The following is a 22,240-nucleotide window of genomic DNA, read 5'->3' on the forward strand; positions in this document are numbered from 1 at the left end:
TGGGAGCAAAGCGCTCCCAGTCCTTTATTTCACGACAGAATGATGACTGTATGATGACGCTCCGAAGAGCGTCAGCATTAATTTGCCATCATCTTGCTGGTAACCACTTAGTGCTTGGCTACCGCGGTGTTGAGTTTCAAGTAGTCCAGCAGAATCCGCCCGGTCTCGCTCAAATAGGCATCATCTTCCGGCTTGGTCTTGTCCGGCTCGGCCGCGATCGCATCTTCGTCTTCTTTCTTCAGTTCTTTGAGCGGCTCTTCGCCCTTGGCCTTGCGACGGATGTTTTCCATGACCAGTTGCTTGGCTTCGATATCGGCGTGTTGCGCACGACGATCGGCTTCATTGAGGCTGACGGTTTTTTCCGCCATCAACTTCTGGGCCAGGGCCAGCTTGTCGCGGATGAACACGAACTCTGCGTCCTTGGCCGAACGTACGTCATGCTCGGACTTGAGTTGCGTGATGTACGGTTTGAACGGATCGACCGCCGGCTTGATGGCCGCACGGATGGTGTCCCACGGCATGGCTTCCGGCAGGGCGCTTTCGCCGATTTCCTTGGTGTCGATGATCGACGGGTAATCGATGTCCGGCAGTACGCCCTGATGCTGGGTGCTCTGGCCGGAAACCCGGTAGAACTTGGCCAGGGTCAGTTTCAGTTCGCCATGGTTCAGCGGCTGAATGGTCTGCACGGTGCCTTTACCGAAGGTCTGGCCGCCGATGATCAGCGCGCGGTGGTAGTCCTGCATGGCGCCGGCAAAAATCTCCGAAGCCGAGGCGGACAAGCGGTTGACCAGCAGTGCCATCGGGCCTTTGTAGAACGCGCCCGGGTTTTCATCTTCCAGCACATCAACCCGGCCGTCGGCGTTACGCACCAGTACGGTCGGACCTTTGTCGATGAACAGGCTGGTCAGCTCGGTGGCTTCCTGCAAGGAGCCGCCGCCGTTGTTGCGAAGGTCGATGACCACGCCGTCGACTTTCTCTTTCTGCAACTCGGTCAGCAGTTTCTTGACGTCGCGAGTGGTGCTCTTGTAGTCCGGATCGCCCGCACGGAACGCCTTGAAGTCGAGGTAGAAGGCCGGAATCTCGATGACGCCGAGCTTGTAGTCCTTGCCATCCTGTTTCAGGTTGAGGACCGACTTCTTCACCGCCTGGTCTTCAAGCTTCACCGCTTCGCGGGTGATCGGCACGATCTTGCTGGTCTGGTCGTTCGGCGCATTGCTGGCCGGAATCACTTCCAGGCGCACCACGGTGCCTTTCGGACCACGGATCAGCTTGACCACTTCGTCCAGGCGCCAGCCGACCACGTCGACCATCTCTTTGTTGCCCTGGGCAACGCCGATGATCTTGTCGGCCGGTGCAACCTGCTTGGTCTTGTCGGCCGGGCCCGCAGGCACCAGACGCACGACTTTTACCTGGTCGTTATCGCTCTGCAACACGGCGCCGATGCCCTCGAGGGACAGGCTCATGTTGATGTCGAAGTTCTCCGCGTTATCCGGCGACAGATAGTTGGTGTGCGGGTCGTAGGACATGGCGAAGGTGTTGATGTACGCCTGGAAGATGTCTTCCGCACGGGTCTGGTCCAGGCGCGCCAACTGGTTCTTGTAACGCTTGGTCAGGGTTTCCTGAATCTGCTTGGAATCCTTGCCCGCGATCTTCTGCCGCAAGACTTCGTCCTTGACGCGTTTGCGCCACAGGTCGTCGAGTTCGGCGGTGGACTTGAGCCAAGGGGCGTCCTTGCGATCGATCAGCAAGGTTTCCTTGGTGGTGAAGTCGATTTTGTCGACGCCTTTGTTCAGCTCGGCAAGGGCAAAGTCCAGACGCGCTTTGACGCGGTCCAGGTAGCGCTTGTAGATGGTGAACCCGGCATTGAGGTCGCCGCTTTTGAGGAAGTCGTCGAACTGGGTCTTCCACTTGTCGAATTCGGCAATGTCGCTGGCCATGAAGTAGCTGCGCGACGGATCCAGCAGCTTGAGGTAGCTGTCATAGATGATCACGGAGCGCGCGTCATCGAGCGGCGGCTTGCTGTAGTGATGGCGCTTGAGCAACTCGACGACGTTCAGGCTGGCGATCACTTCGTCACGATCAGGCTGAAGCTTGTCCCAGCTATTGGCTGCGAATGTATTGCTCGACATCGGCAACAGGCCGATACCAATGAATAGGGCTAGGGCGGTGCTGGGTAAAAAATGCTTCATGCTGATTCGACGCGGGGACAATTGATCACGCATATTAGGCCGTCTTTGAAGTCGCCGGATCTACGAGAGCCGGTCGCATAATGCAAGAAAGCCCGGCGCTACAGCTACGGGCTCAGTCCAGACTCACTATGGAGGCACTGTGAAGGCATTGCAAGGCGTGGAAGGTCAAGTGGAGTGGGTTGAAGAGCCCAGTCCTACATGCGATGTAGGACAAGTTCGGATTCGAGTGGCGGCAGCGGGCCTCAATCGCGCCGATTTGTTACAGAAAGCAGGGCTTTATCCGCCACCCCCGGGAGCCAGTCAGGTGCTGGGTCTTGAGTGTTCGGGGGTGATCAGCGAGGTCGGTCCGGGGTCGTCCTGGCAGGTCGGCGATCGGGTTTGCGCCTTGCTGGCCGGGGGCGGGATGGCCGAGGAGGTAGTTGTCGACGGACGGCACGTGCTGCCGGTACCCGAAGGTTTGTCCCTGGCCGAGGCGGCGGCGTTGCCGGAAGTGTACGCGACCGTTTGGCTGAATTTGTTTCAATTGGCTGCGCTCAAACCGGGTGAGAAAGTTCTTCTGCACGCCGGAGCAAGTGGAATTGGTTCAGCCGCCATTCAGCTGTGCAAGGCCTTTGGCAACCCATGCTGGGTCAGCGTCGGTTCCGCCGAGCGTCTGGCGTATTGCGAAGCGCTGGGTGCGCAGGGCGGTGCGGTGCGCACAACTGACCTGGACAGCTTGAGGGATTTGGGCCCGTTCGACGTGATTCTCGACCCGGTCGGTGGCAACTACGCTGCACTGAACCTGAAACTGTTGGCACTCGATGGCCGTTGGGTGCTGATCGGTTTGATGGGCGGTCGTGAGGCGAAGCTGGATCTGGCGCAGGTATTGGCCAAGCGCGTGCAACTGCTGGGGTCGACCTTGCGCAGTCGCGACGATCAGTTCAAGGCGGATTTGTTCAGTGATCTGAGCCAGCATGTGTGGCCGTTGTTTGCTGAAGGGCGGTTGAGCCCGCAGCTAGCCAAGACATTCCCGATCAAGGACGCCGAAGCGGCGTTTGCGGAGTTGGCGAGCAATAAGGTGGCCGGGAAGTTGGTCCTGGTGATCGATCCAAGCCTGACTTGATCCCTGGCTAAATGAAATCCTTGTGGGAGCGGGCTTGCTCGCGAAAGCGGTGTATCAGCCAACTAATGCGTTGAATGATAGTCAGCTTTCGCGGGCAAGCCTCGCTCCTACAAGGTTCTGCGTTATTTCCAGATATGGATCGGCCAGCCGGCTTTTTCGGCGTGCTCGAGCAGCACCGGATCCGGGTTCACTACGTGTGGGAAATCCACCTTTAACAGCAGCGGCAAGTCGTTGCGCGAATCCGAATAGAAACTCGCACCTTCCAGGTTTTCCTCTTCCGCATCCAGCCACTCCAGCAACCGGACGATCTTGCCTTCGCGGTAAGTCAGGGTTCCAACGGTGTGGCCGCTATAAACACCATGCGCCACTTCCAGTTCGATGCCGAGAATCTCGTCGATGCCCAAACGGTCGGCAATCGGCCTGACCAGGTGCGTGCCCGACGCCGAGATCACCAGAATCCGGTCGCCGGCCTTGCGGTGGGCCGCGATGGCTTTGGTGGCGTCACTGAAAATGATCGGCTCGATATAGTCTTCCACCCAAGGCCCGACCAAATGGTCGACTTCTTCCGGTGTGCGCCCGATCATCGGCTCCAGGCTGAAGTCCATGTACTCCTCCATCCGCAGCTTGCCGTGGCTGTAGGCGTCCATCAGTTCGTTGTTCTGTCGCATGAACGACTCGGGATCGACCCAGCCCAGGCGGCCCATTTGCTCGCTCCAGAGGGTGGCGCAGTCGCCGTGGATCAGGGTTTCGTCCAGATCAAAAATTGCCAGGGCCATCAGTGCAGTTCTCTCTTCGACATCAACAAAGGCATCAGGCTACCTCACACAGGGCCGTCGGATCGATGGAAAGTGCCAGGCGCTGACCATCGGGATGCAGGTCGGCCGCCGAGCGGTTCAGCACATCCACCACCAATTCCACGCCCCGGGCTTCAACCCGATAACGAATCACGTTGCCCAACAAGCTGTGGCTGCGCACTTGCGCATCGAGTTCGCCATTGAGGCTCAGCTCGATGGCTTCCGGGCGAATCGCAATGCGATGGCTGATCGGCCGCTGCAGCAGTTTCGAGGCGCTTTCGGGGTCCAGCAGGTTGTAGTTGCCGATAAAACCGGCGGCAAACACATCCACTGGCGCGGTGTAGAGGGTTTCTGCGTCGCCGCTTTGTACGATCTTTCCCTGATTCATCAGGAAAATCCGGTCAGACATCGTCAGGGCTTCTTCCTGATCGTGAGTGACGAAGATCGTGGTCAAGCCGAGTTCGCGCTGGATCTGACGGATCTGTTCGCGCAGGTGCTTGCGAATCCGTGCATCGAGGGCCGACAGCGGTTCATCCAGCAACAACAGCCGTGGCCGCGTGACCAAGGAGCGGGCGAGGGCCACGCGCTGGCACTGGCCGCCCGACAGTTGATGCGGATATCGCGCGGCGAAGTCCTTGAGCTCCACCAGTCCCAGCACTTCGGCGACGCGCTTCTGGCTGTCGTCGGCGTTGACCTTCTGCATGCGCAAACCGAAGGCGACGTTCTGCTCCACGGTCATGTTCGGGAACAGCGCATAGCTCTGGAAAACCATGCCGATCCCGCGTTTCTGCGGGCTCAACGGCACGATGTCGACGCCATCGAGCAGAATCTTGCCGCCATCCACCGACGTCAGGCCGGCGATGCAACGCAGCAGGGTGGATTTGCCGCAACCGGACGGGCCGAGGAGGGTGACGAATTCGCCCTTCTGGATTTCGCAGTCGATGTCGCTGAATACCGTGGTGCCGGCATAGCTTTTTTGCAGATGTTGGACGCTGACATAGCTCATTCGCTTTTGTCCTTGTTCAAGATATTGGCCGCCCAGGTCAGAACCAGCACAAAGAAGAAGTAGGAAATCACCAGCGCACTGGTGAAGTGGCCGCTGCTGTTACGCATGTTGTTGAGGTAGACCTGCAGGGTTTCGTAGCGGGTCCCGACCAGAATGTTGGCAAACACGAACTCACCGAACAGGAACGAGAAGGACAGCAGCAACGCCACCATCAAGCCCTTGCGCAGGTTCGGCAACACCACCAGGAATGCCGCTTGCCAGGTGCTGGCGCCGAGCAATTGCGCAGCGTCCATCAGGTCGCGCAGGTTGATCGCTTGCAGGTTGTTGGTGATCGCCCGGTACATGAACGGCAGCGCGATGGTGAAGTAGCAGCCGATCAGAATCCACGGCGTCCCGACCATCGCAAACGGTCCGGAACCGTAGAGCTGCAACAGCCCCACCGACGACACCACCGGCGGCACCGCAAAGGGCAGCAGGATCAGGATGTTCATCAGCGCATCAAGTTTCGGGAAGTGGTAATGCACCACGAACAGCAGCGGCAGGATCAGCACCACCGACAGCACCAGCGCGCCGACGCACACCAGCAGCGACTGCCCGAAGGCATGCAGAAAACGCGGATCGCTCCACAGCTGGATGTACCACTTGAAGGTAAAACCGCTGGGCAGAATCGTCGCCGACCAACTGCTGGCGATCGAGTAGATCAACGTCCCGGCCAGCGGCAGCAACAGAATGGCAAACAGCACATACACCACGACGCGGTGATAGACACCGACGGGGCCCAGTTCAGCGCGAGACATGGTAGCTCCTCTTCAACAGCAGCTGATGCACGATGGTCACCAGGGTCATCAACGCCACGAGCACCACGGCCAGGGCGCTGGCCAGGTTCGGATCAAGGGAAATGTCGCCGGAGACCATCGCCGCGATACGGATCGGCAGTACGTTGAAGTTGCCGGTGGTCAACGCGTAGACCGTGGCGTAGGCGCCAAGGGCGTTGGCCAGCAAGATCACGAAAGTGCCCAACAACGCAGGGGTCAACACCGGCAAACCGATGTGCCGCCAGAACTGCCAGCCACTGGCACCGAGCAATTCGGCGGACTCACGCCAGTCTTCGCGCAAGGCGTCGAAGGCCGGGTAGAGCAGCAGCACACCCAATGGAATCTGGAAGTAGGTGTAGAGAATGATCAACCCGGTTTTCGAGTAGAGGTTGAAGTCCTGAATGATCCCGGCCTGCTTGAGCATGATGGTGAAGCTGCCGTTGAAGCCCAGCAGGATGATGAACGCGAAGGCCAGGGGCACGCCGGCGAAGTTGCTGGTCATGTTGGCGAAAGCATTCACGAAATTGCGCAGTTTCGAATCGACCCGGCGCAGGGAGTAGGCGCCAAGCACGGCGATGATGATGCCGAATACGCTGGACCAGAAACTGATCTCGAGGCTGTACTGGATCGCCTGTAGATAGAACTTCGAATTGAAGATCTTGGTGAAGTTGGCCAGGCCCCAGCCGAACTCTTCCGATTGCAGGCTGTTGATCATCACCCAGACCAGCGGGGCGATCTCGAACACGATAAAGAACAGGGTGAAAGGCACCAGGCATAACGCTGCCAGCCATTTGCCGCGGGTCATGGCGTTCACTTGAGCAGCTCCCGGCAGACAGGTTTGTCGTGGGCCACGCCCAGCAGTTCGCAGACGGTGCCGCAGATTTCAGTCTGTTTCGGCGTGGCGTCGGGGTTGAGGCTGAAAGCGCCACCGAGGACGAACAGCGGCACTTCGCGTTCTTCCGGCAGCAGGCCGTTGTGCGAGCGGTCGTTGTTCATGCCGTGGTCGGCGGTCACCAGCACCTGATAGCCGCTGTCGAGCCAGCCTTGCAGGTAGTCGGCGAGGATGATGTCGGCCGAGCGGGCACTGTTGCGGTATTGCGGGGTGTCGAGGCCGTGCTTGTGCCCGGCGTCGTCGATGTTCATGGGGTGGATCAGTAAAAACGCCGGATCATGGCGCAGGCGCAGGTTTTCGGCGTCGGCGAACAGGTGCGCATCCGGGTAGTGATCGCTCCAGTAGAAGTGACCGTGCTGGATCGGCAGTTTCGGGTCGTCAGTGTGACGATCCCGGGCGGCCACGAAGGGCGAGCGGTTATACAGCTCGCTGACCCAGTGATAGGCCGCGGCGGCGGTGGTCAGGCCGGCATCCGTGGCGTAGTGATAAATGCTGCGCTGGTTGGACAGGCGCGAGACGTTGTTGTGGACGATGCCGCTCTCGATCGGCGGCACGCCGGTGAGGATGCATTCGTAAAGCGGTCGGGAAAGGGCCGGCAGTTCGCACTCCAGTTTGTAGAGTGCCGCGCGTCCTGCGCCGACGTAAGCCTGCAGGTGCCCCATGGCGTGGCGCGCGACCTCAAAGTTGAGGCCGTCGAGCACGACAAGGATGACGTTGTGCTTCATAGGGGCAAAACTCCGCGAAACATTGGATATCGTGAAAACCTGTAGGAGCGAGGCTTGCCCGCGAAGAGGGATTTGCATTCAACAATGATGTTGGCTGACAGTCCGCCTTCGCGAGCAAGCTTCGCTCCTACAGATGAAGCATTACTTCATTTCGACGAGGACTTCTTCGTTCCACTTCTGCGGCAAAGCCTTGGAAGTCTTTTCCCACGCATCCGCGTCTTTGATCGGCGTGACCTTTTTGTACTGCTCGTTAGGCAGCAACTTGGCCTGCACGTCTGCCGGCAGCTTGATGTGCTCGGCGCGGATCGGACGGGCGTTGCCTTTCGCCAGGTTGATCTGACCGGCATCGCTGAAGATGTATTCGCGGGTCAGCTTGGCGGCGTTCGGGTTCTTCGCGTATTTGTTGATGATGGTGGTGTAGCCGGAAATCACCGAGCCGTCGGAAGGGATCAGCACCACGTAGTCATCCGGGTTGGCCATCTTGGCCTTGTAGCTCAGGCCGTTGAAATCCCAGACCACGCCGACTTCGATTTCACCCTTTTCCATCGTGGCGATGGTCGGGTTGGCCATGGACAGGCGGCCCTGTTTGGCAATATCTGCGAACAGCAACAGCGCTGGCTGCAGGTTTTTCTCGTCGCCACCGTTGGCCAGTGCCGCGGCCAGTACACCGTTGGCAGCCTGGGCGGCGGTGCTCACGTCACCGATCGAGACTTTGTATTTGCCGGTTTTCAGGTCAGCCCATTTGGTCGGGGCTTCGGAGCCGTGCAACAGCTTCTTGTTGACGATGAACGCGATGGTGCCGGTGTACGCCAGCGCCCAGTTGCCATCCTTGTCTTTGGCCCAGTCCGGGACCTGATCCCAGGTGCTTGGCTTGTAAGGTTGCACCACGCCTTGTTTGACCGCGATCGGGCCGAAAGCGGCGCCGACGTCACCGATGTCGGCACTGGCGTTGTCTTTTTCGGCGGCGAACTTGGCGATTTCCTGCGCCGAGCTCATGTCGGTGTCGATGTGTTTCAGGCCGTACGTCTTGGCCAGGTCTTCCCAGGTGCCTTTCCAGTTGGCCCAGTCATCGGGCATGCCGACGCTATTGACCGCGCCTTCCGCTTTCGCAGCGGCTTCCAGGGTTTTCAAATCATCAGCGGCCATGGCGGCGCTGCACATAGCAATGGTCGAGCCTAACAGTGATGCCAGGAAAAGCTTTTTCATCCGAAGCTCCTTTGGGCGTTTTCAACGCTGCGATTGCGGTTGTGTTGGTCTAGGTCAGCAATACCTGAGCCAATTTAGGCGTCGCTGATGACATTTTGATGTCGATGAGCGGTCTGCCTATATTTTTTGCGCTGTAATGCCCAGGCTTCGGAGTAAGCGTAGACCATGGCTAAAGGGCTGATACAAAAGGACTTGGCCGTAATTTTGCAGGCGTCTGGTTCAACCGTTCGGCGGCTTTGTCATCTGCCAGTCACACGCAGTGCCTAGGCTTGCAGGGAGTTGATGGAGCCGGTTTTGAATCACGGTTCTGCCCCGAAACAGTGCTGGTCTAGTCCAGATAGGTAACGTTGATGCGCATCGAGACCACTAAAGCGGTGACAGCCATCGGGCAGGTTCTTCAGGAACAGCTCGACCATGGCCTGTTGGCGCCCGGGAGCAAACTGCCGGCCGAGCGCAAGCTCAGTGAGTTGTTCGGTACCACGCGCATTACCGTGCGTGAAGCATTGTTGCAACTGGAAGCTCAAGGGCAGATTTACCGGGAGGAACGCCGTGGCTGGTTCGTGTCGCCACCGCGTCTGGCTTACAACCTGATGCAGCGCAGTCACTTTCACGCGATGGTCAGTGCGCAAGGGCGGGTGCCTTCGACCGAGGTGATTTCGGCACGGTTGCAACCGGCGTCGGCCGCGGTGTGTGCGTGGTTGCAGTTGCCGGCGTTGTCCAGCGTGATCCAGATTTGCCGGGCACGGCGCATTGATGAGCGGCTGGTGCTTTATGTGGAGCACTACCTGAATCCGCAATACTTTCCGGGGATTCTGGAGTTCGACCTGAATCAGTCGATCACCGAGCTGTACGCCAGGCATTACGACTTGCACTACGGGCGGGTGCGTTTCGAGATCGTGCCAACGGCGTTGTCGGTGGATGCGGCAGCGGCGTTACGGGTGTCGGTGGGAAGCCCGGGGTTGCGGATTGCCCGGGTCAATTACGATCAGCATGAGCGGTTGATCGATTGTGACCTGGAGTTTTGGCGGCATGATGCGATTCATGTGGGCGTTGATGTGGTCTGACTGGCGTGGTTTGTCTGTATGACCGTGTCGACCCCTTCGCGAGCAAGCCCGCTCCCACATTAGACCGCGATCCAATGTGGGAGCGGGCTTGCTCGCGAAGGGGCCCTGACAGCCACCCAATCAATCAAGTAGCAGACACATCCTTCTGCGGCCCACCACCGGCCGTAATCACCTGCACACTCATCCGCGGTGTCGCCAGATCCATTCCGGCCTCGTCCAGATGCCGCTTCAGCGACAAATTGAACGCCCGCGAAACCTCCCACTGTTTGATCGGTGCAGTCTTGAACCGCGCCCGCAGAATCGCATTGCCCGACTCGAAACTCTCGACGCCCTGGATCTCCAGCGGCGACCAGATGTTGCGCCGTTGCAGCGGGTCGGTGCGCATTTTCTGGCCGACTTCGCGCATCAGTTTGATCGCCTCGTCGATGTCCATGCTGGCGGGCACCGCCACCCGGAAGATCGCGTAGCCGAACTCCCGGGAGTAGTTCTTGATGCTTTTGATTTCGCTGAACGGAATGGTATGGACGATGCCGTCGATGTCCCGCAGGCGCACGGTGCGAATGGTCAGGCCTTCGACGGTGCCCAAGTGACCGCCGACATCCACGTAGTCGTCGATGGCCAGGGAGTCTTCGATGATGATGAACAGGCCGGTGATCAAGTCCGCGACCAGCGACTGCGCACCGAAACCGATGGCCAGGCCGATCACACCGGCACCTGCCAGCAGCGGCGTGACGTTCATGCCCATGTTCGCCAGCGCGACGATCAGCGCAATGATGAAAATCGCCACGAACAGCACGTTGCGGATCAGCGGCATCATCGTCTGCGCGCGGGCGTTGGCCAGGCCTTTGCGCGAACGGGTCAGGGCGTGATGCACCGCGGTGTCGCTGAGGATCCAGATCAGCCAGGCAAAAATCAGCGTGCCGGCGAGGCTGAACAGTTTGACACTGACTTCATGGCCGTCGCCCTCGGTGAAGGCGATCAGCGACATGCCCCAGACCCGCAGGCCCAGTTCGATGAAGACCAGCCAGACCACGAGATGGGCGAGGGTGTAGAAGAAACTTTTCAGGCGTTCCGAATACAGCGCATGACGCTTCACGCCCCGTTGCGGTTTCAGCGAATGGCGGCGTACCAGGCCGTTGATGACCATGCACAACACCAGCAACACGGTGCAGATCAACGCCTGGCGCAGCGCGGTGCTGGTGTCGCCGGCCGAAACAAACGTGGCGAACAGCGAGATGCCCACCAACACCAGGGCTGGCACGTACCAGAAGGTGCCGAGGATATCGATGGTGTCGCTGAGTGCGCGGCGTGTCAGGCGTCGGGACAGCGGCTGGTTGCGGATCAGGTGGGCGATCGGCCGACGGAAGCGCAGGATGAACAACCCGGTGGACAGCGCCGCCAGCACGTTGGCGACAGTGGCAGCGGTGTGAGCCAGGTGACTGCCGAGGCTGGCGACCAGGCGCGGATCGCTCAGTGCCTCACCGAACGCGGCAAAACTGCCGATCAGCCACAGCGGCCGAAAGGCTTGATGGCGCAGGATGTACAAGGCGCGGTGGCGATGGGGGCCGTCGAGAAGGGAAAACGCGATCACGCAGATCGCCGAAAAACAGGTGCCGACCACCAGCGCATAGGCCAGCACCATGGCCAGGCTTTTGCCCAGTGACGAAGGCAAGGCGTAGCTCATGTAGACCGTGATGACCAAGGCAATCAGCCACGGCCCGAGTTTGCGCAGGGCGAAGCGCAACATGTCCAGGGCCTTGGGGTGTTGCGGCAATTCTTCGGTCAGGCCGAAGCGCATGCGCACCCGGTGACTGACCCAGATCAGCGCAGCGGCCAGCAGGCTCCAGACCATCAGAATCATCGCGAAGGCAAAGATGATCGGCAGCCACTCGCTGGCCGGCAGCATCAGTGCCGCGAGTTCATCCTTGGCCAGATCAAACTCCTCGGACCAGCGCGTGAGCGGACTGCCAGCCCCCGAGAACTGCTTTTCGAAGGTGGCCAGCGTGCCGCCGATCAGGCCGAGTACGCCTTGTTCAGCGGTCGGTTGGGCTTTTTTGGTGACGTCGCGCAGCTTTTTCAGATCCGCCAACAGTTTGGTGCGCTGCTGATCGTTCTCCAGCGACTTGATGACTTCATCCAGCGATTGCCCCAGCGGCTCTTGCGCCTCGGGCTGGGCTTTTGCCGAGCTGCCGAGCAGCCCCGGCAAACCGACCGCCTGGGCAGGCGCCATCGGCAGCAGCGTCATCAGGCAGACAAGGAGGAAACATGGCAGGGCGAAAAGACGAGCGAACACTAGGCGGTCAACCTCGGGATGAGCAGATCGGCCGAGTGTACGAGCCCGTCAAAATCAATGCGAGCCAAGGGGGAGGATTTATTCGTTGAGTTTGGCGAGGATCTTGAACACCACGGTGGCGAGGATCGTCAGCATGCCGATCCACATGGCGAACACGCCGGCGTTTTTATCGCGAAAATTGAAGCCGATGGCCAGCATGATCATCCCGGCAAGAATGGGGATCAGCATGGCGTGGAAGGAGGACATCGAGATCATGGGTGACTGCCTTGTCGGAAAGGATATTTGAAGTGTAGGAGCTGGTAGGCGATGTGTAGGAGTTGTGTAGGAGCCTGTAGGAGCTGTCGAGTGAAACGAGGCTGCGATCTTTTGATCTTGCTTTTAAAAGATCAAGATCAAGATCAAAAGATCGCAGCCTCGTTTCACTCGACAGCTCCTACAGGGTTCCTGCAGGGTTACGGCAATTCCTGGCAGGCGTAGAACGCGCTCAGTACTTTGACCAGGTGGGCCAGGTCATGGCTGCCGCACAGCTCGCGGATCGAGTGCATGGCGAACGTCGGCAGGCCGATGTCCACGGTGCGCACGCCCAGGTGGCTGGCGGTGATCGGGCCGATGGTCGAGCCGCAGCCCATGTCGCTGCGCACCACGAAGCTTTGCACCGGCACTTCTTCGGCCATGCACAGATGGCGGAAGAACCCGGCGGTTTCGCTGTTGGTGGCGTAGCGCTGGTTGCTGTTGACCTTGATTACCGGGCCGGCGTTGAGTTTCGGACCGTGGTTGGCGTCGTGCTTTTCCGCATAGTTGGGGTGCACGCCGTGAGCGTTGTCGGCCGAGACCAGCAGGGACTTTTGAATGGTCCGTACAAATTCGTCACCTTCAGGCAGCAAACGACGCAAGGTTTGCTCAAGCATCGGGCCATCGGCACCGCAAGCCGAGCAGGAGCCGACTTCTTCGTGGTCGTTGCAGACCAGCACGCAGGTTTCGTCGGTTTCGGCGGTCAGCAAGGCTTGCAGGCCGGCGTAGCACGACAGCAGGTTGTCCAGACGCGCGCCGGCAATGAAGTCGCCGTGCAGGCCGATGATCGCAGCGCTTTGCGTGTCGTAGAAGCTCAGCTCGTAGTCGAGCACCACGTCGGCATTCAAGCCATGTTCCAGCGCCAGCTGATTGGTGAGCACGGCGCGGAAGTCCACGCGCTCGTCGCCGGCAAATTGCGCGAGGATCGGCGGCAGTTCGGTCTGGGCGTTGATGGCCCAACCCATATTGGCTTCACGATTGAGGTGAATCGCCAGGTTCGGGATGGTGGCAATCGGTGCCTTGAAGTCGATCAGCTGGCTCTCGACCTTGCCGTCGCGGCGGAACGTCACGCGGCCGGCCAGGGACAAATCGCGGTCAAACCACGGCGCCAGCAGCGCACCGCCATAGACTTCGACGCCCAGTTGCCAGAAACCCTGGCGCTGCAATTCAGGCTGCGGTTTGACCCGCAGGCACGGGCTGTCGGTGTGGGCGCCGACCAGGCGAATACCGCCATGCAACGGCGAGTGACGTCCCATCTTGACCGCGACAATGGACGAGTCGTTACGGGTGACGTAGTAACGACCGTTGGCTTCGGTGGTCCAGGGCTCGCGCTCGTCAAGGCGCACAAAACCCGCCGCTTCCAGACGCTGAACAAGGCTGGCAGTGGCATGGAACGGGGTAGGGGAGGCCTTGAGGAAGTCGATCAGGCCTTGGTTCAACTCTTCGCGCATAAGAAGCTCCAGACAGCAGTGGGCGGGAGTTTAACGTATTGGCTGGGGCCTTTGGGCATGACGTGAACCGGTCACGTCAGTTGGCAGCCGCTACCCGCTTTTTCAGGTACTTCATGATGATCCGCACATCTTCAGGCTTTTCGGGCTTGGGCAATTGCCGGGGCCAGCCGTTCTGATGAGTCTCCAGCAGCTTTTTCTGACGAGACTGGTCCCATCGAAGAATCTCCCGCGAGGCACATTCCCACCATTCGTGACGGCAGGCCGTGTAGTACGGGTGATCGGGCGCCGCGCTGCCGTAGAGCAGATCGCGGCCGACTTTTCGCAGGGCGCCGCTCTGATGACGCAGCTTCCATTTGATTTTCAGCCGCTGCCACGCCGAAGGAAAGGGTTTGACCCGCGGCACGTCCCGGCACAGTTCGACCAGCTCAGCGCTGAACTTCTCGCCGTGCTGAGAGAAGAAATACGCCTGCATCGCATGGAAAAAGCGTTTTTCCGCGAAGTAGTGATAGATGTATTTTCGGGCTTCATGCACCGGCTTGTCGCGCATGGCGAACGACAGGGCGATCTGCTCGATGGTATGGATATCGAAGCCGTCCCGGGTCCATTCGTCGATGAGCTTGATCGATTCTTCGAACAGCGCGGCGTCGCGGTCGGTCACGCCACACAATCCGCTGTTGTACAGCTTGAAACCGTTCTGCGCAGTGACGCCGTGAGCGTGCAGGCAACCGCCCAGCTTCACGTAGTCGGGGCGTTCACACACGTCCTGCCAGTCGTACTCGAAACGATCCATCAAGTAGTGCTGCGGCTGGATCTGGTTGAAGATCAGGTTCGGGTCGCTGGTGAACAGCGTGTCGGTATCGACGAACAGGGTTTTTTCCGCCAGCGTGAGACCGGCAGCCATCGCGCAGGCCTTGCGGCGATGGTGATAGCCGTTTTCGCCTTGCCACAGGGTCAGGGTTTCCTGGGTCAGCGTGACGGTTTCAACCGGCCAGCCGGCGTAATCCTGAGGGCGATCCGTGAGGATTCGGATGCTCGGGAGCTTGCCGTTCCTGGCATGGGAGAGCGCCGTCAAAATACTGAATTTGGCTTCGCGCCGGTAAACGTCCTGGTTGCCGTAGATCAGGTAAAGCAGTTGGTGGCGGGTTTTCTTGACGGGTGTTGCCAGGGAATCGGTACAACTCATCGGGATGGGGATCCTTTTGCTAAAGCAGGCGACTGCGTGTCAGGCAGTGCTTAAAACGGTGCGGGGCATTCGAAGCGCAAGCGTTCACCGGTTTGCGGATGGGTGAAGCTGAGCATGCTGGCGTGCAGGCACAAACGCGGCCAGGCGGCCAGGGCCTGCTCGTGGGCGTAGAGACCGTCACCCAGCAGCGGGTGGCCGATGGAGAGCATGTGCACGCGCAACTGGTGGGAGCGGCCGGTGATTGGCGTCAGTTCGACGCGGCACCAGTCGCCACAACGTTCCAGTACTCGCCAGAAGGTCAGGGCGTGCTTGCCGAACTCGTGGTCCACCACGTGGCGTGGCTTGGTCGGCGGGTCGTAGCGCAAGGGCAGGTCGATGCTGCCGCTGTCCAGTTCCGGTTGTCCCCAGCACAGGGCGGTGTAGGCTTTTTCGGTTTCGCGGTCGTGAAATTGCCGAGACAACTCGCGATGAGTGTCCGGGTCACGGGCCAACAGAATGATGCCGGACGTTTCCCAATCCAGGCGATGGACGATTCGCGCTTCCGGGTAGCCGTTTTCTTGCAGGCGGGTGATCAGGCAGTCCTTGTTGTCATCGGCCCGGCCAGGGACAGAGAGCAGCAGGGTCGGTTTATCCACCACCAGTACGGCGGCGTCCTGATGGATGATGCGGATGTTGGACAACGGCATTAAAACAGCCTCGTAACAAACGCCAACGGCGACTCAGGCCCCCGCATCAGTAGGAGCGAAGCTTGCTCGCGAACGCATCACCCCGGTCTATCAGATAAACCGGGTTGCCTGCTTCGCGAGCAAGCTTCGCTCCTACAGAAGCGTAAGAGCCTGAGCCGCCGTGGCTCCCGCTGGATCGACTAGCGATCCGGCAGGGTGATATTGAGTTCCAGAATCGAGCAGCTGCCCTGGTTTTCCAGTGCAACGTGAACGTCGTCGGACCCGATATTGACGTACTTGCGGATCACTTCCACCAGTTCCTTCTGCAAGGCTGGCAAGTAGTCCGGCGTACTGCGCTGGCCGCGTTCATGCGCCACGATGATCTGTAGACGCTCTTTCGCTACCGACGCGGTGCTGACCTTTTTGCTGGCACGAAAGAAGTCAAAAAGATTCATTATCTACCTCCAAACAGGCGCTCGAAGAAGCCCTTCTTCGTCACATCGAGAAAACGATGTTCCACGGTTTTGCCCAGCAGACGATCGACCGCATCGCTGTACGCCTGACCGGCGTCGCTCTGGTCGTCGAGAATCACGGGCACGCCCGAGTTGGAAGCTTTCAGTACCGCTTGGGATTCCGGAATGACACCCAACAGGGCGACCGCCAGGATTTCCTTGACGTCTTCGACGCCCAGCATTTCGCCATCGCTCACACGCTGCGGGTTGTAGCGGGTCAGCAGCAGGTGTTCCTTGATCGGGTCTTCGCCGTTTTCGGCGCGACGGGATTTGCTGGCCAGCAGGCCCAGCATGCGGTCCGAGTCACGTACCGAGGACACTTCCGGGTTGGTCACGATGATCGCTTCATCAGCGAAGTACATCGCCAGGTGGGCGCCTTTCTCGATGCCGGCCGGGGAGTCGCAGACTACGTATTCGAAGTCTTCTTTCAACGCCATCAGGACTTTTTCCACGCCTTCCACAGTCAGCGCGTCTTTGTCGCGGGTCTGACTGGCGGCCAGGACGTAGAGGTTTTCCAGGCGTTTGTCTTTGATCAGGGCTTGTTGCAGGTTGGCTTCGCCGTTCACAACGTTGACGAAGTCATACACCACGCGGCGCTCGCAACCCATGATCAGGTCGAGGTTACGCAAACCGACGTCGAAGTCGACGATCACTGTTTTGTGGCCGCGCAGTGCGAGGCCGGTACCGATAGCGGCGCTGGTGGTGGTCTTACCCACACCACCCTTGCCGGATGTAACCACTAGAATCTTGGCCAAGGTGTTTCACCCCTAAGGAAAAAGGACTTTTAGCCCCTGAAAAACATCTCTTGTAAAACTACTGCAGTCGGACAGCCTTGGCTGGAATCCGGTCCAGAACAGCGATAAACACTGCGTTTGGCCTTTTCCCTACTTCGTTTGAGCCGTTTTCGCTACGTTTTAGAGATGCTTGGAAAATGCGGCAGTATCCGTTAAAGCCGAATGATGTTCAACACGTCGCCTGACAGGCTGACTTGCACGCCCGCACCCCACAAAGGGTCACGGCGCAGATCCTCGGAAACCTTGTAGTGGCCGGCGATGGAGACCAGTTCAGCGCTCATCTGCTGACAGAAAATCCTGGCTTTCGTATCGCCTTTGACCCCGGCCAACACGCGACCGCGCATCGGACCGTATACATGGATGTTCCCATCGGCGAGAAGTTCCGCACCCGGGCTGACCGAGGAGATCACCACCAGATCGCAGCCCTGGGCATAAATCTGCTGGCCACCGCGTACGGGCGACGTAATGATTTTCGTCGGTTTGATGGTCGGCTCGGGCGGTTTTTCCGGTTTTTTCTTGACGGCGCCTTCGAGCGGTTCCAGAGGGCGCTCACGGGCGCCGGACGGCGGCAGCACCGGCAAATCGACCGCGATGGCGGCGGCGATGTCTTCGATGCGGCTGGCTCGGATCGCCAGGGTGCGCAGGCCATGCTGGCGGCACACGCGCATCAGGCCCGGCAGATCAACGGCGCCTTCACTGGCCGGGAGTTTGTCCAGGGCCAGCACCAGCGGCGCGTTGCTGAAGAAATTAGGCGCCTGGGCAACCTTGGCGGCCAATTGCCGATCAAGGCTCTCGAGGTCGTTGCGGGCCAGTTCCAGCACCGTAATGGCGAGCATGCTGCCCTTCAACTGGAACACGGGATCCTGGTCTTGCGGTTCGGTTTGGCTCATGGTCGGCATACAACGGCTTGTCACTAAAAGTGCCGAGACTTATAACGAGAACGCCCGCAAGCCGCAAGCCGGGTCGAACGATGTAGAATGCGCGGCCATTGTCTTTCCGGAACCTTTAATGGATCGCCCGCGTTTTCGAAAAACATTTCTTATGCCGCGTTTCTGGCCGTTGTGGTGTGGCTTGGGGCTGTTGTGGCTGATTGTTCAGTTGCCGTATCCGGCGTTGCTGTTTATCGGTCGCCTGCTCGGCGCACTGATGTATCGGCTGGCCGGCGACCGACGGCGCATTGCCAAGCGCAATCTGGAACTGTGTTTCCCTGAAAAGTCCGCCGACGAGCGCAAGCGCCTGCTCAAGGAAAACTTCGCCTCCACCGGCATCGCTTTCTTTGAAATGGCCATGAGCTGGTGGTGGTCGCGTCAGCGGCTGGCGAAGCTGGCCCATGTCGAAGGCCTGGAGCACCTGAAAAAGGCCCAGCGTGAAGGCAAGGGCGTGATCCTGATGGCGGTGCATTTCACCACGCTGGAAATCGGCGCGGCGCTGTTGGGGCAGCAGCACACCATCGACGGCATGTACCGCGAGCACAAAAATCCGTTGTTCGACTACATCCAGCGCCGGGGCCGCGAGCGCCACAACCTCGATTCGCTGGCGGTGGAGCGCGATGACGTGCGCGGCATGCTCAAGTTGCTGCGGGCCGGTCGGGCAATCTGGTACGCACCGGATCAGGACTACGGCGCCAAGCAGAGTATTTTTGTGCCGCTGTTCGGCATTCAGGCGGCGACAGTCACAGCCACCAGCAAATTTGCGCGTCTGGGCAAGGCGCTGGTGGTGCCGTTCACCCAGGAGCGTCTGGCGGACGGCAGCGGTTATCGGTTGATGATCCACCCGCCGCTCGAGGGTTTCCCAGGCGAGACCGAAGAGGCCGATTGCATCCGCATTAATCAGTGGGTCGAAGGCGCCTTGCGCGAATGTCCGGAGCAATACCTCTGGGCCCATCGCCGCTTCAAGAGCCGTCCACCGGGCGAGCCGAAGTTGTACAAGAAACGCGCTTGAGTCACCCATCCCTTTAAGCACCATGGAGTGTTGCGATGAGTCCTGCTGAACCGGTTACAGGGTTGATTCTTTCCGGCGGCGGGGCTCGGGCGGCGTATCAAGTGGGCGTGCTGGCGGCGATTGCCGAGTTGTTGCCGGTGGGCGCAGACAATCCGTTCCCGGTGATCGTCGGCACCTCGGCCGGGGCGATCAACGCGGTCAGCCTGGCCAGTGGGGCGATGGATTTTCGCGGCGCCATCGAACGTCTAACCGCCTTCTGGCAAGGCTTTCGCAGCCATTTGGTTCTACGCAGCGACTGGCCGGGCGTGATCCATCAGGCCAGCCGCTTCGTCAGCCACAGCTTGCTCGGCATCGGTGCTCAGGTGCCGGTGGCGTTGCTCAACAGCTCGCCGCTGCGCGGGTTGCTTAACGACAAACTGCACATGAACGGCATCGCCGAAGCCATCGCCCAGAAGCAGTTGCAGGCGGTGGCGGTGACGGCGTTCGGTTACGAATCCGGGCAGGCCGTCACGTTCTATCAGGGCGGCGGCACCATCGATGCCTGGTTGCGCCATCGACGGATCGGCGTCCCCACGCAATTGACCGTCGACCACTTGCTGGCCAGTTCAGCCATTCCGCTGTTGTTCGCGCCGGTGAAAATCGGCGAGGAGTATTTCGGCGATGGCGCCGTGCGCCAATCAGCGCCGATCAGCCCGGCCCTGCACCTGGGCGCCAGCCGCGTGCTGGTGGTGGGCGTCAGCGGCAATCCGCGCGGCGTCGACCCGGAGCAGCCGCTGCAACGCGCCTACACCGGTCAGCAGCCGACCTTGGCGCAGATCGGCGGGCACATGCTCAACAGTACGTTCATTGACAGTCTGGAAAGTGATATCGAGTTGCTGCAGCGTCTGAATCAGTTCAGCCACTTGCTGCCCGATGGCACGCCGACCCGTGCGCTGGGCGTGGCGCCGGTGGAAGTGCTGGTGATTTCGCCGAGTCAGCCGATCGATGAGATTGCGGCGCGGCATCGGCAGGAATTGCCAGCGGCATTGCGTCTGTTTCTGCGTGGGCCGGGGGCGACCAAGACGAGCGGGGCGGGGGTGTTGAGTTATCTGCTGTTCGAGGCGGGGTATTGCAGCGAATTGATTGATCTTGGACGGCGGGATGCGTTGGCCAAGCGGGGGGAGTTGTGTCGGTTTCTTGGGTTGTCGGAGTCTGTGGTCCCGGCTTGAGATTGGCGGTGCGGCCTTCGCGGGCAAGCCTCGCTCCTACAGGTGTTGTGTCGTTCACATAATCAACAAACGACACAAAACCTGTAGGAGCGAGGCTTGCCCGCGAAGGCGTCCTTACAGACGCCGCCGAATCAGAAGTGAACCTTGACCAGGAAGCTGGTCACGCTCTGATCAGTCTTGAAACCCTGGCTGTCTTCAATGCCGTACTTGTTTTTCCAGTAGTCATACTCGACGCCGACGTACAACTGCTTTTCGCCCAGGTTCAGTGCCTTGCCCAGGTCGTATTTGACCTGCGGATTGAAGTGCAGGTTGGCGTGATATTCGCCTTTTTTGTTGACGTCGTTGTCGACCACCCAGTCCATGAAACCGTCAATCAGGATGTTCGAATCGCCCACCGGGATGGTGTAGGACCAGACCGGAGTGACCTGCCAGATATTGTCACCCGGACGGTCGCCTTCGGTGTGACGGTTGTAGAAGTTCAGCTGGAAGTAGTCGAAACCTGGAATGGCCAGGTCGAAACCAGGACCGATCAGGTAGGACTCGGTATCGTCTTCACCGAACTCATACGTCATGGCCAGCAGCACGTCTTTGACCGGGCCAAACGAGAATTTCTGGTCGAAGATCTTGTTGAACGACAAGCGTGGGCTGAACTCACCGTAGTAGGTGTTCTCACCGGCGAAGGCGTCTTCCTTGCCGTTGTAGAAGATCTTGTCGATGAAGAAGAAATTGTCGCCGTATTTCCAGCCATCGGCGTGTTCGAAGGTCACGGTCTGCTGAATGCGCGGGTTGACCTGGAAGTCCTTGCCATACAAGTAAGTCAGGCTGTTGTTCTGCCATTGCAGCAAGTCGCCGGCCATGGCCTGGCCCCCGGCCAGCAGCGATCCCGCGAGCATCAGGCTGGTGCACATGCGTTTCATTCGGTTGCTCCCAAAAAGTAGTGGTTCCACGTTATTTTTCTAAGGTCGACGCTCTGGTGTGGCGCCTTTTTCTGTAACGGTAAAAAATCATCCATTCGGTCAGCTTCAGTGCTGTTAGCAAGAGCTGCGCCAAGGCTTTCAAAAAGCAAAAAAACTCCCGCTCGGCTGCTCAAGAACAGTCGATTGAGAGGGGGGTTGGAGTGCCTTGGAACCGTCCAGAGCCGGGATAAGTTGGCTTTCTGGTCAGGAATTAAATCCGGGCTTTTTTTTAAAGCGGATTCAGGCGGCCGCGGAGAATACTGACTCCTTGGCCAGGTCTCAAGTGCCCCGCAACAGCGCACCGACGACAGGTTTGGAGCACGGTTGCGGGCCATCTTAAAAGTGCACCTTCACCAGCAGGCTGGTGGTGTTTTCATTGGTGTCGAAGTTGCCGTTGTTTTCGATGCCGTACTTGTCTTTCCAATAGCTGTACTCGACGCCGATGTACACCTGTTTCTCCCGCCAGCCCAGGGCCTTGCCCAGGTCGTACTTGATCTGCGGATTGACGTGCAGGTTGGCGTGGTAGGTGCCCTGTGAGTTCTGGTCGTTATCCACCACCCAATCGATGTAGCCGTCGAGCAACAGGTTCGAGTTGCCCAATGGCAGGGTGTAGGACCAGGCCGGCGTGATCTGCCAGACATCGTCGCCGGGGCGCGAGCCTTCGGTCTGGCGATAGTAGAAGTTCAAGGTGAAAAAATTGAAGCCCGGTACCGCGAGGTCGAAACCGGGGCCGATCAGATAGGCTTCGGTGTCGTCTTCGCCATTCTCGTAGGTCATGGCCAGCAACACGTCCTTGATCGGGCCGAATTCGAAACGGCGGTCGAGGATTTTGCCGAAGGAGAGGCGCGGGCTGAACTCGCCGTAATAGGCGTGAACGCCTTTGTTCCGGTCTTTCTCGCCGTTGTAGTAAGTGCTGTCGACGAACAGGAAGTTGTCGCCGTACTTCCAGCGGTCGGCATGTTCAAAGGTGATCGTCTGCTGGATCGACGGGTTGACCGCGAAATCCTTGCCGTACAAATAACTCAGGCTGTTGGTCTGCCACAGCAATAAATCGCCGGCCATGGCCTGGCTTGCAGCCAGGAGACTGCTGGCCAACAGCAGGTTTTTTTGAGTCCGAATCATCTGTTGCTCCCTCTTGTTTTTATTGTTTGAG

21 protein-coding genes are annotated in these 22,240 nt (G+C 59.4%); 4 read left to right on the plus strand and 17 right to left on the minus strand.

Going from position 1 to position 22,240, the window contains the following annotated elements; genetic code table 11:
* Positions 1–107 precede the first annotated feature (107 nt).
* Positions 108–2,189: a carboxy terminal-processing peptidase gene (locus ACA049_RS08980; protein ID WP_497334754.1), complete on the minus strand. Its 2,082-nt coding sequence runs from the start codon at positions 2,187–2,189 to the stop codon at positions 108–110.
* Between the two features lie 139 nt (positions 2,190–2,328).
* On the opposite strand from ACA049_RS08980, the gene ACA049_RS08985 reads away from it, so the two are divergent.
* On the plus strand, positions 2,329–3,291 hold the full coding sequence (locus tag ACA049_RS08985; protein WP_497334756.1) for a zinc-binding dehydrogenase: 963 nt from the start codon (positions 2,329–2,331) through the stop codon (positions 3,289–3,291).
* A gap of 122 nt (positions 3,292–3,413) precedes the next feature.
* On the opposite strand, the gene ACA049_RS08990 is transcribed toward ACA049_RS08985, so the two are convergent.
* The 6 genes from ACA049_RS08990 to ACA049_RS09015 all read right to left on the minus strand — a co-directional run bounded on the left by ACA049_RS08990 (position 3,414) and on the right by ACA049_RS09015 (position 8,729).
* Entirely contained in the window at positions 3,414–4,067 is a 654-nt protein-coding gene (locus ACA049_RS08990; protein ID WP_497334758.1) for an HAD family hydrolase, read from the minus strand.
* Between the two features lie 34 nt (positions 4,068–4,101).
* Positions 4,102–5,091, minus strand: a complete 990-nt coding sequence (locus tag ACA049_RS08995; RefSeq protein WP_497334760.1) for an ABC transporter ATP-binding protein — start codon at positions 5,089–5,091, stop codon at positions 4,102–4,104.
* A complete protein-coding gene (locus ACA049_RS09000) occupies positions 5,088–5,888 on the minus strand; it encodes an ABC transporter permease (protein ID WP_497334762.1) in 801 nt (266 codons plus the stop codon). The genes ACA049_RS08995 and ACA049_RS09000 overlap by 4 nt, the downstream gene beginning before the upstream one ends.
* The gene (locus ACA049_RS09005) at positions 5,875–6,711 is read right to left on the minus strand and encodes an ABC transporter permease (RefSeq protein ID WP_497336797.1); all 837 of its coding nucleotides are present in this window, start codon (positions 6,709–6,711) and stop codon (positions 5,875–5,877) included. The genes ACA049_RS09000 and ACA049_RS09005 overlap by 14 nt, the downstream gene beginning before the upstream one ends.
* A gap of 5 nt (positions 6,712–6,716) precedes the next feature.
* A complete protein-coding gene (locus tag ACA049_RS09010) occupies positions 6,717–7,523 on the minus strand; it encodes an alkaline phosphatase family protein (RefSeq protein ID WP_497334764.1) in 807 nt (268 codons plus the stop codon).
* Positions 7,524–7,664: 141 nt separating this feature from the next.
* Entirely contained in the window at positions 7,665–8,729 is a 1,065-nt protein-coding gene (locus tag ACA049_RS09015; protein WP_497334766.1) for an ABC transporter substrate-binding protein, read from the minus strand.
* Between the two features lie 350 nt (positions 8,730–9,079).
* On the opposite strand from ACA049_RS09015, the gene ACA049_RS09020 reads away from it, so the two are divergent.
* Positions 9,080–9,793 carry a UTRA domain-containing protein gene (locus ACA049_RS09020; RefSeq protein WP_008030372.1) on the plus strand — a complete coding sequence of 238 codons (714 nt, stop codon included), beginning with the start codon at positions 9,080–9,082 and terminating at the stop codon, positions 9,791–9,793.
* A gap of 124 nt (positions 9,794–9,917) precedes the next feature.
* Here the strand turns inward: ACA049_RS09020 and ACA049_RS09025 are convergent, their stop codons facing one another.
* From ACA049_RS09025 to minC, 8 genes are all read right to left on the minus strand, one after another.
* Positions 9,918–12,086 carry a mechanosensitive ion channel family protein gene (locus ACA049_RS09025; RefSeq protein ID WP_497334768.1) on the minus strand — a complete coding sequence of 723 codons (2,169 nt, stop codon included), beginning with the start codon at positions 12,084–12,086 and terminating at the stop codon, positions 9,918–9,920.
* A 78-nt stretch (positions 12,087–12,164) separates the two neighbouring features.
* Entirely contained in the window at positions 12,165–12,341 is a 177-nt protein-coding gene (locus ACA049_RS09030) for a hypothetical protein (protein ID WP_178082289.1), read from the minus strand.
* Between the two features lie 197 nt (positions 12,342–12,538).
* On the minus strand, positions 12,539–13,828 hold the full coding sequence (locus tag ACA049_RS09035) for a M18 family aminopeptidase (RefSeq protein WP_497316603.1): 1,290 nt from the start codon (positions 13,826–13,828) through the stop codon (positions 12,539–12,541).
* A gap of 76 nt (positions 13,829–13,904) precedes the next feature.
* Positions 13,905–15,011, minus strand: a complete 1,107-nt coding sequence (locus ACA049_RS09040; RefSeq protein WP_497334770.1) for a hypothetical protein — start codon at positions 15,009–15,011, stop codon at positions 13,905–13,907.
* 50 nt (positions 15,012–15,061) lie between these two features.
* Positions 15,062–15,697: an RluA family pseudouridine synthase gene (locus tag ACA049_RS09045; protein ID WP_030131660.1), complete on the minus strand. Its 636-nt coding sequence runs from the start codon at positions 15,695–15,697 to the stop codon at positions 15,062–15,064.
* 179 nt (positions 15,698–15,876) lie between these two features.
* Positions 15,877–16,131 carry a cell division topological specificity factor MinE gene (gene minE / locus ACA049_RS09050; RefSeq protein ID WP_007898843.1) on the minus strand — a complete coding sequence of 85 codons (255 nt, stop codon included), beginning with the start codon at positions 16,129–16,131 and terminating at the stop codon, positions 15,877–15,879.
* Positions 16,131–16,943 carry a septum site-determining protein MinD gene (gene minD, locus ACA049_RS09055; RefSeq protein ID WP_219095579.1) on the minus strand — a complete coding sequence of 271 codons (813 nt, stop codon included), beginning with the start codon at positions 16,941–16,943 and terminating at the stop codon, positions 16,131–16,133. The genes minE and minD overlap by 1 nt, the downstream gene beginning before the upstream one ends.
* Before the next feature lie 191 nt (positions 16,944–17,134).
* Positions 17,135–17,872, minus strand: coding sequence for a septum site-determining protein MinC (gene minC, locus ACA049_RS09060; protein WP_497334772.1), 738 nt, complete (start codon positions 17,870–17,872; stop codon positions 17,135–17,137).
* 118 nt (positions 17,873–17,990) lie between these two features.
* Here minC and ACA049_RS09065 point away from each other — a divergent pair, with 118 nt between their 5' ends.
* Positions 17,991–18,923 carry a lipid A biosynthesis lauroyl acyltransferase gene (locus ACA049_RS09065; protein WP_497334774.1) on the plus strand — a complete coding sequence of 311 codons (933 nt, stop codon included), beginning with the start codon at positions 17,991–17,993 and terminating at the stop codon, positions 18,921–18,923.
* A gap of 35 nt (positions 18,924–18,958) precedes the next feature.
* Positions 18,959–20,131: a patatin-like phospholipase family protein gene (locus ACA049_RS09070; RefSeq protein ID WP_497334776.1), complete on the plus strand. Its 1,173-nt coding sequence runs from the start codon at positions 18,959–18,961 to the stop codon at positions 20,129–20,131.
* A gap of 131 nt (positions 20,132–20,262) precedes the next feature.
* On the opposite strand, the gene ACA049_RS09075 is transcribed toward ACA049_RS09070, so the two are convergent.
* Together ACA049_RS09075 and ACA049_RS09080 are read right to left on the minus strand one after the other, a co-directional pair.
* Complete coding sequence (locus ACA049_RS09075) at positions 20,263–21,048, minus strand: outer membrane protein OmpK (protein ID WP_497334778.1); 786 nt, start codon at positions 21,046–21,048, stop codon at positions 20,263–20,265.
* 375 nt (positions 21,049–21,423) lie between these two features.
* Complete coding sequence (locus tag ACA049_RS09080; protein ID WP_497334780.1) at positions 21,424–22,209, minus strand: outer membrane protein OmpK; 786 nt, start codon at positions 22,207–22,209, stop codon at positions 21,424–21,426.
* Positions 22,210–22,240 lie beyond the last annotated feature (31 nt).

The organism is Pseudomonas sp. LBUM1662, from assembly GCF_059695915.1.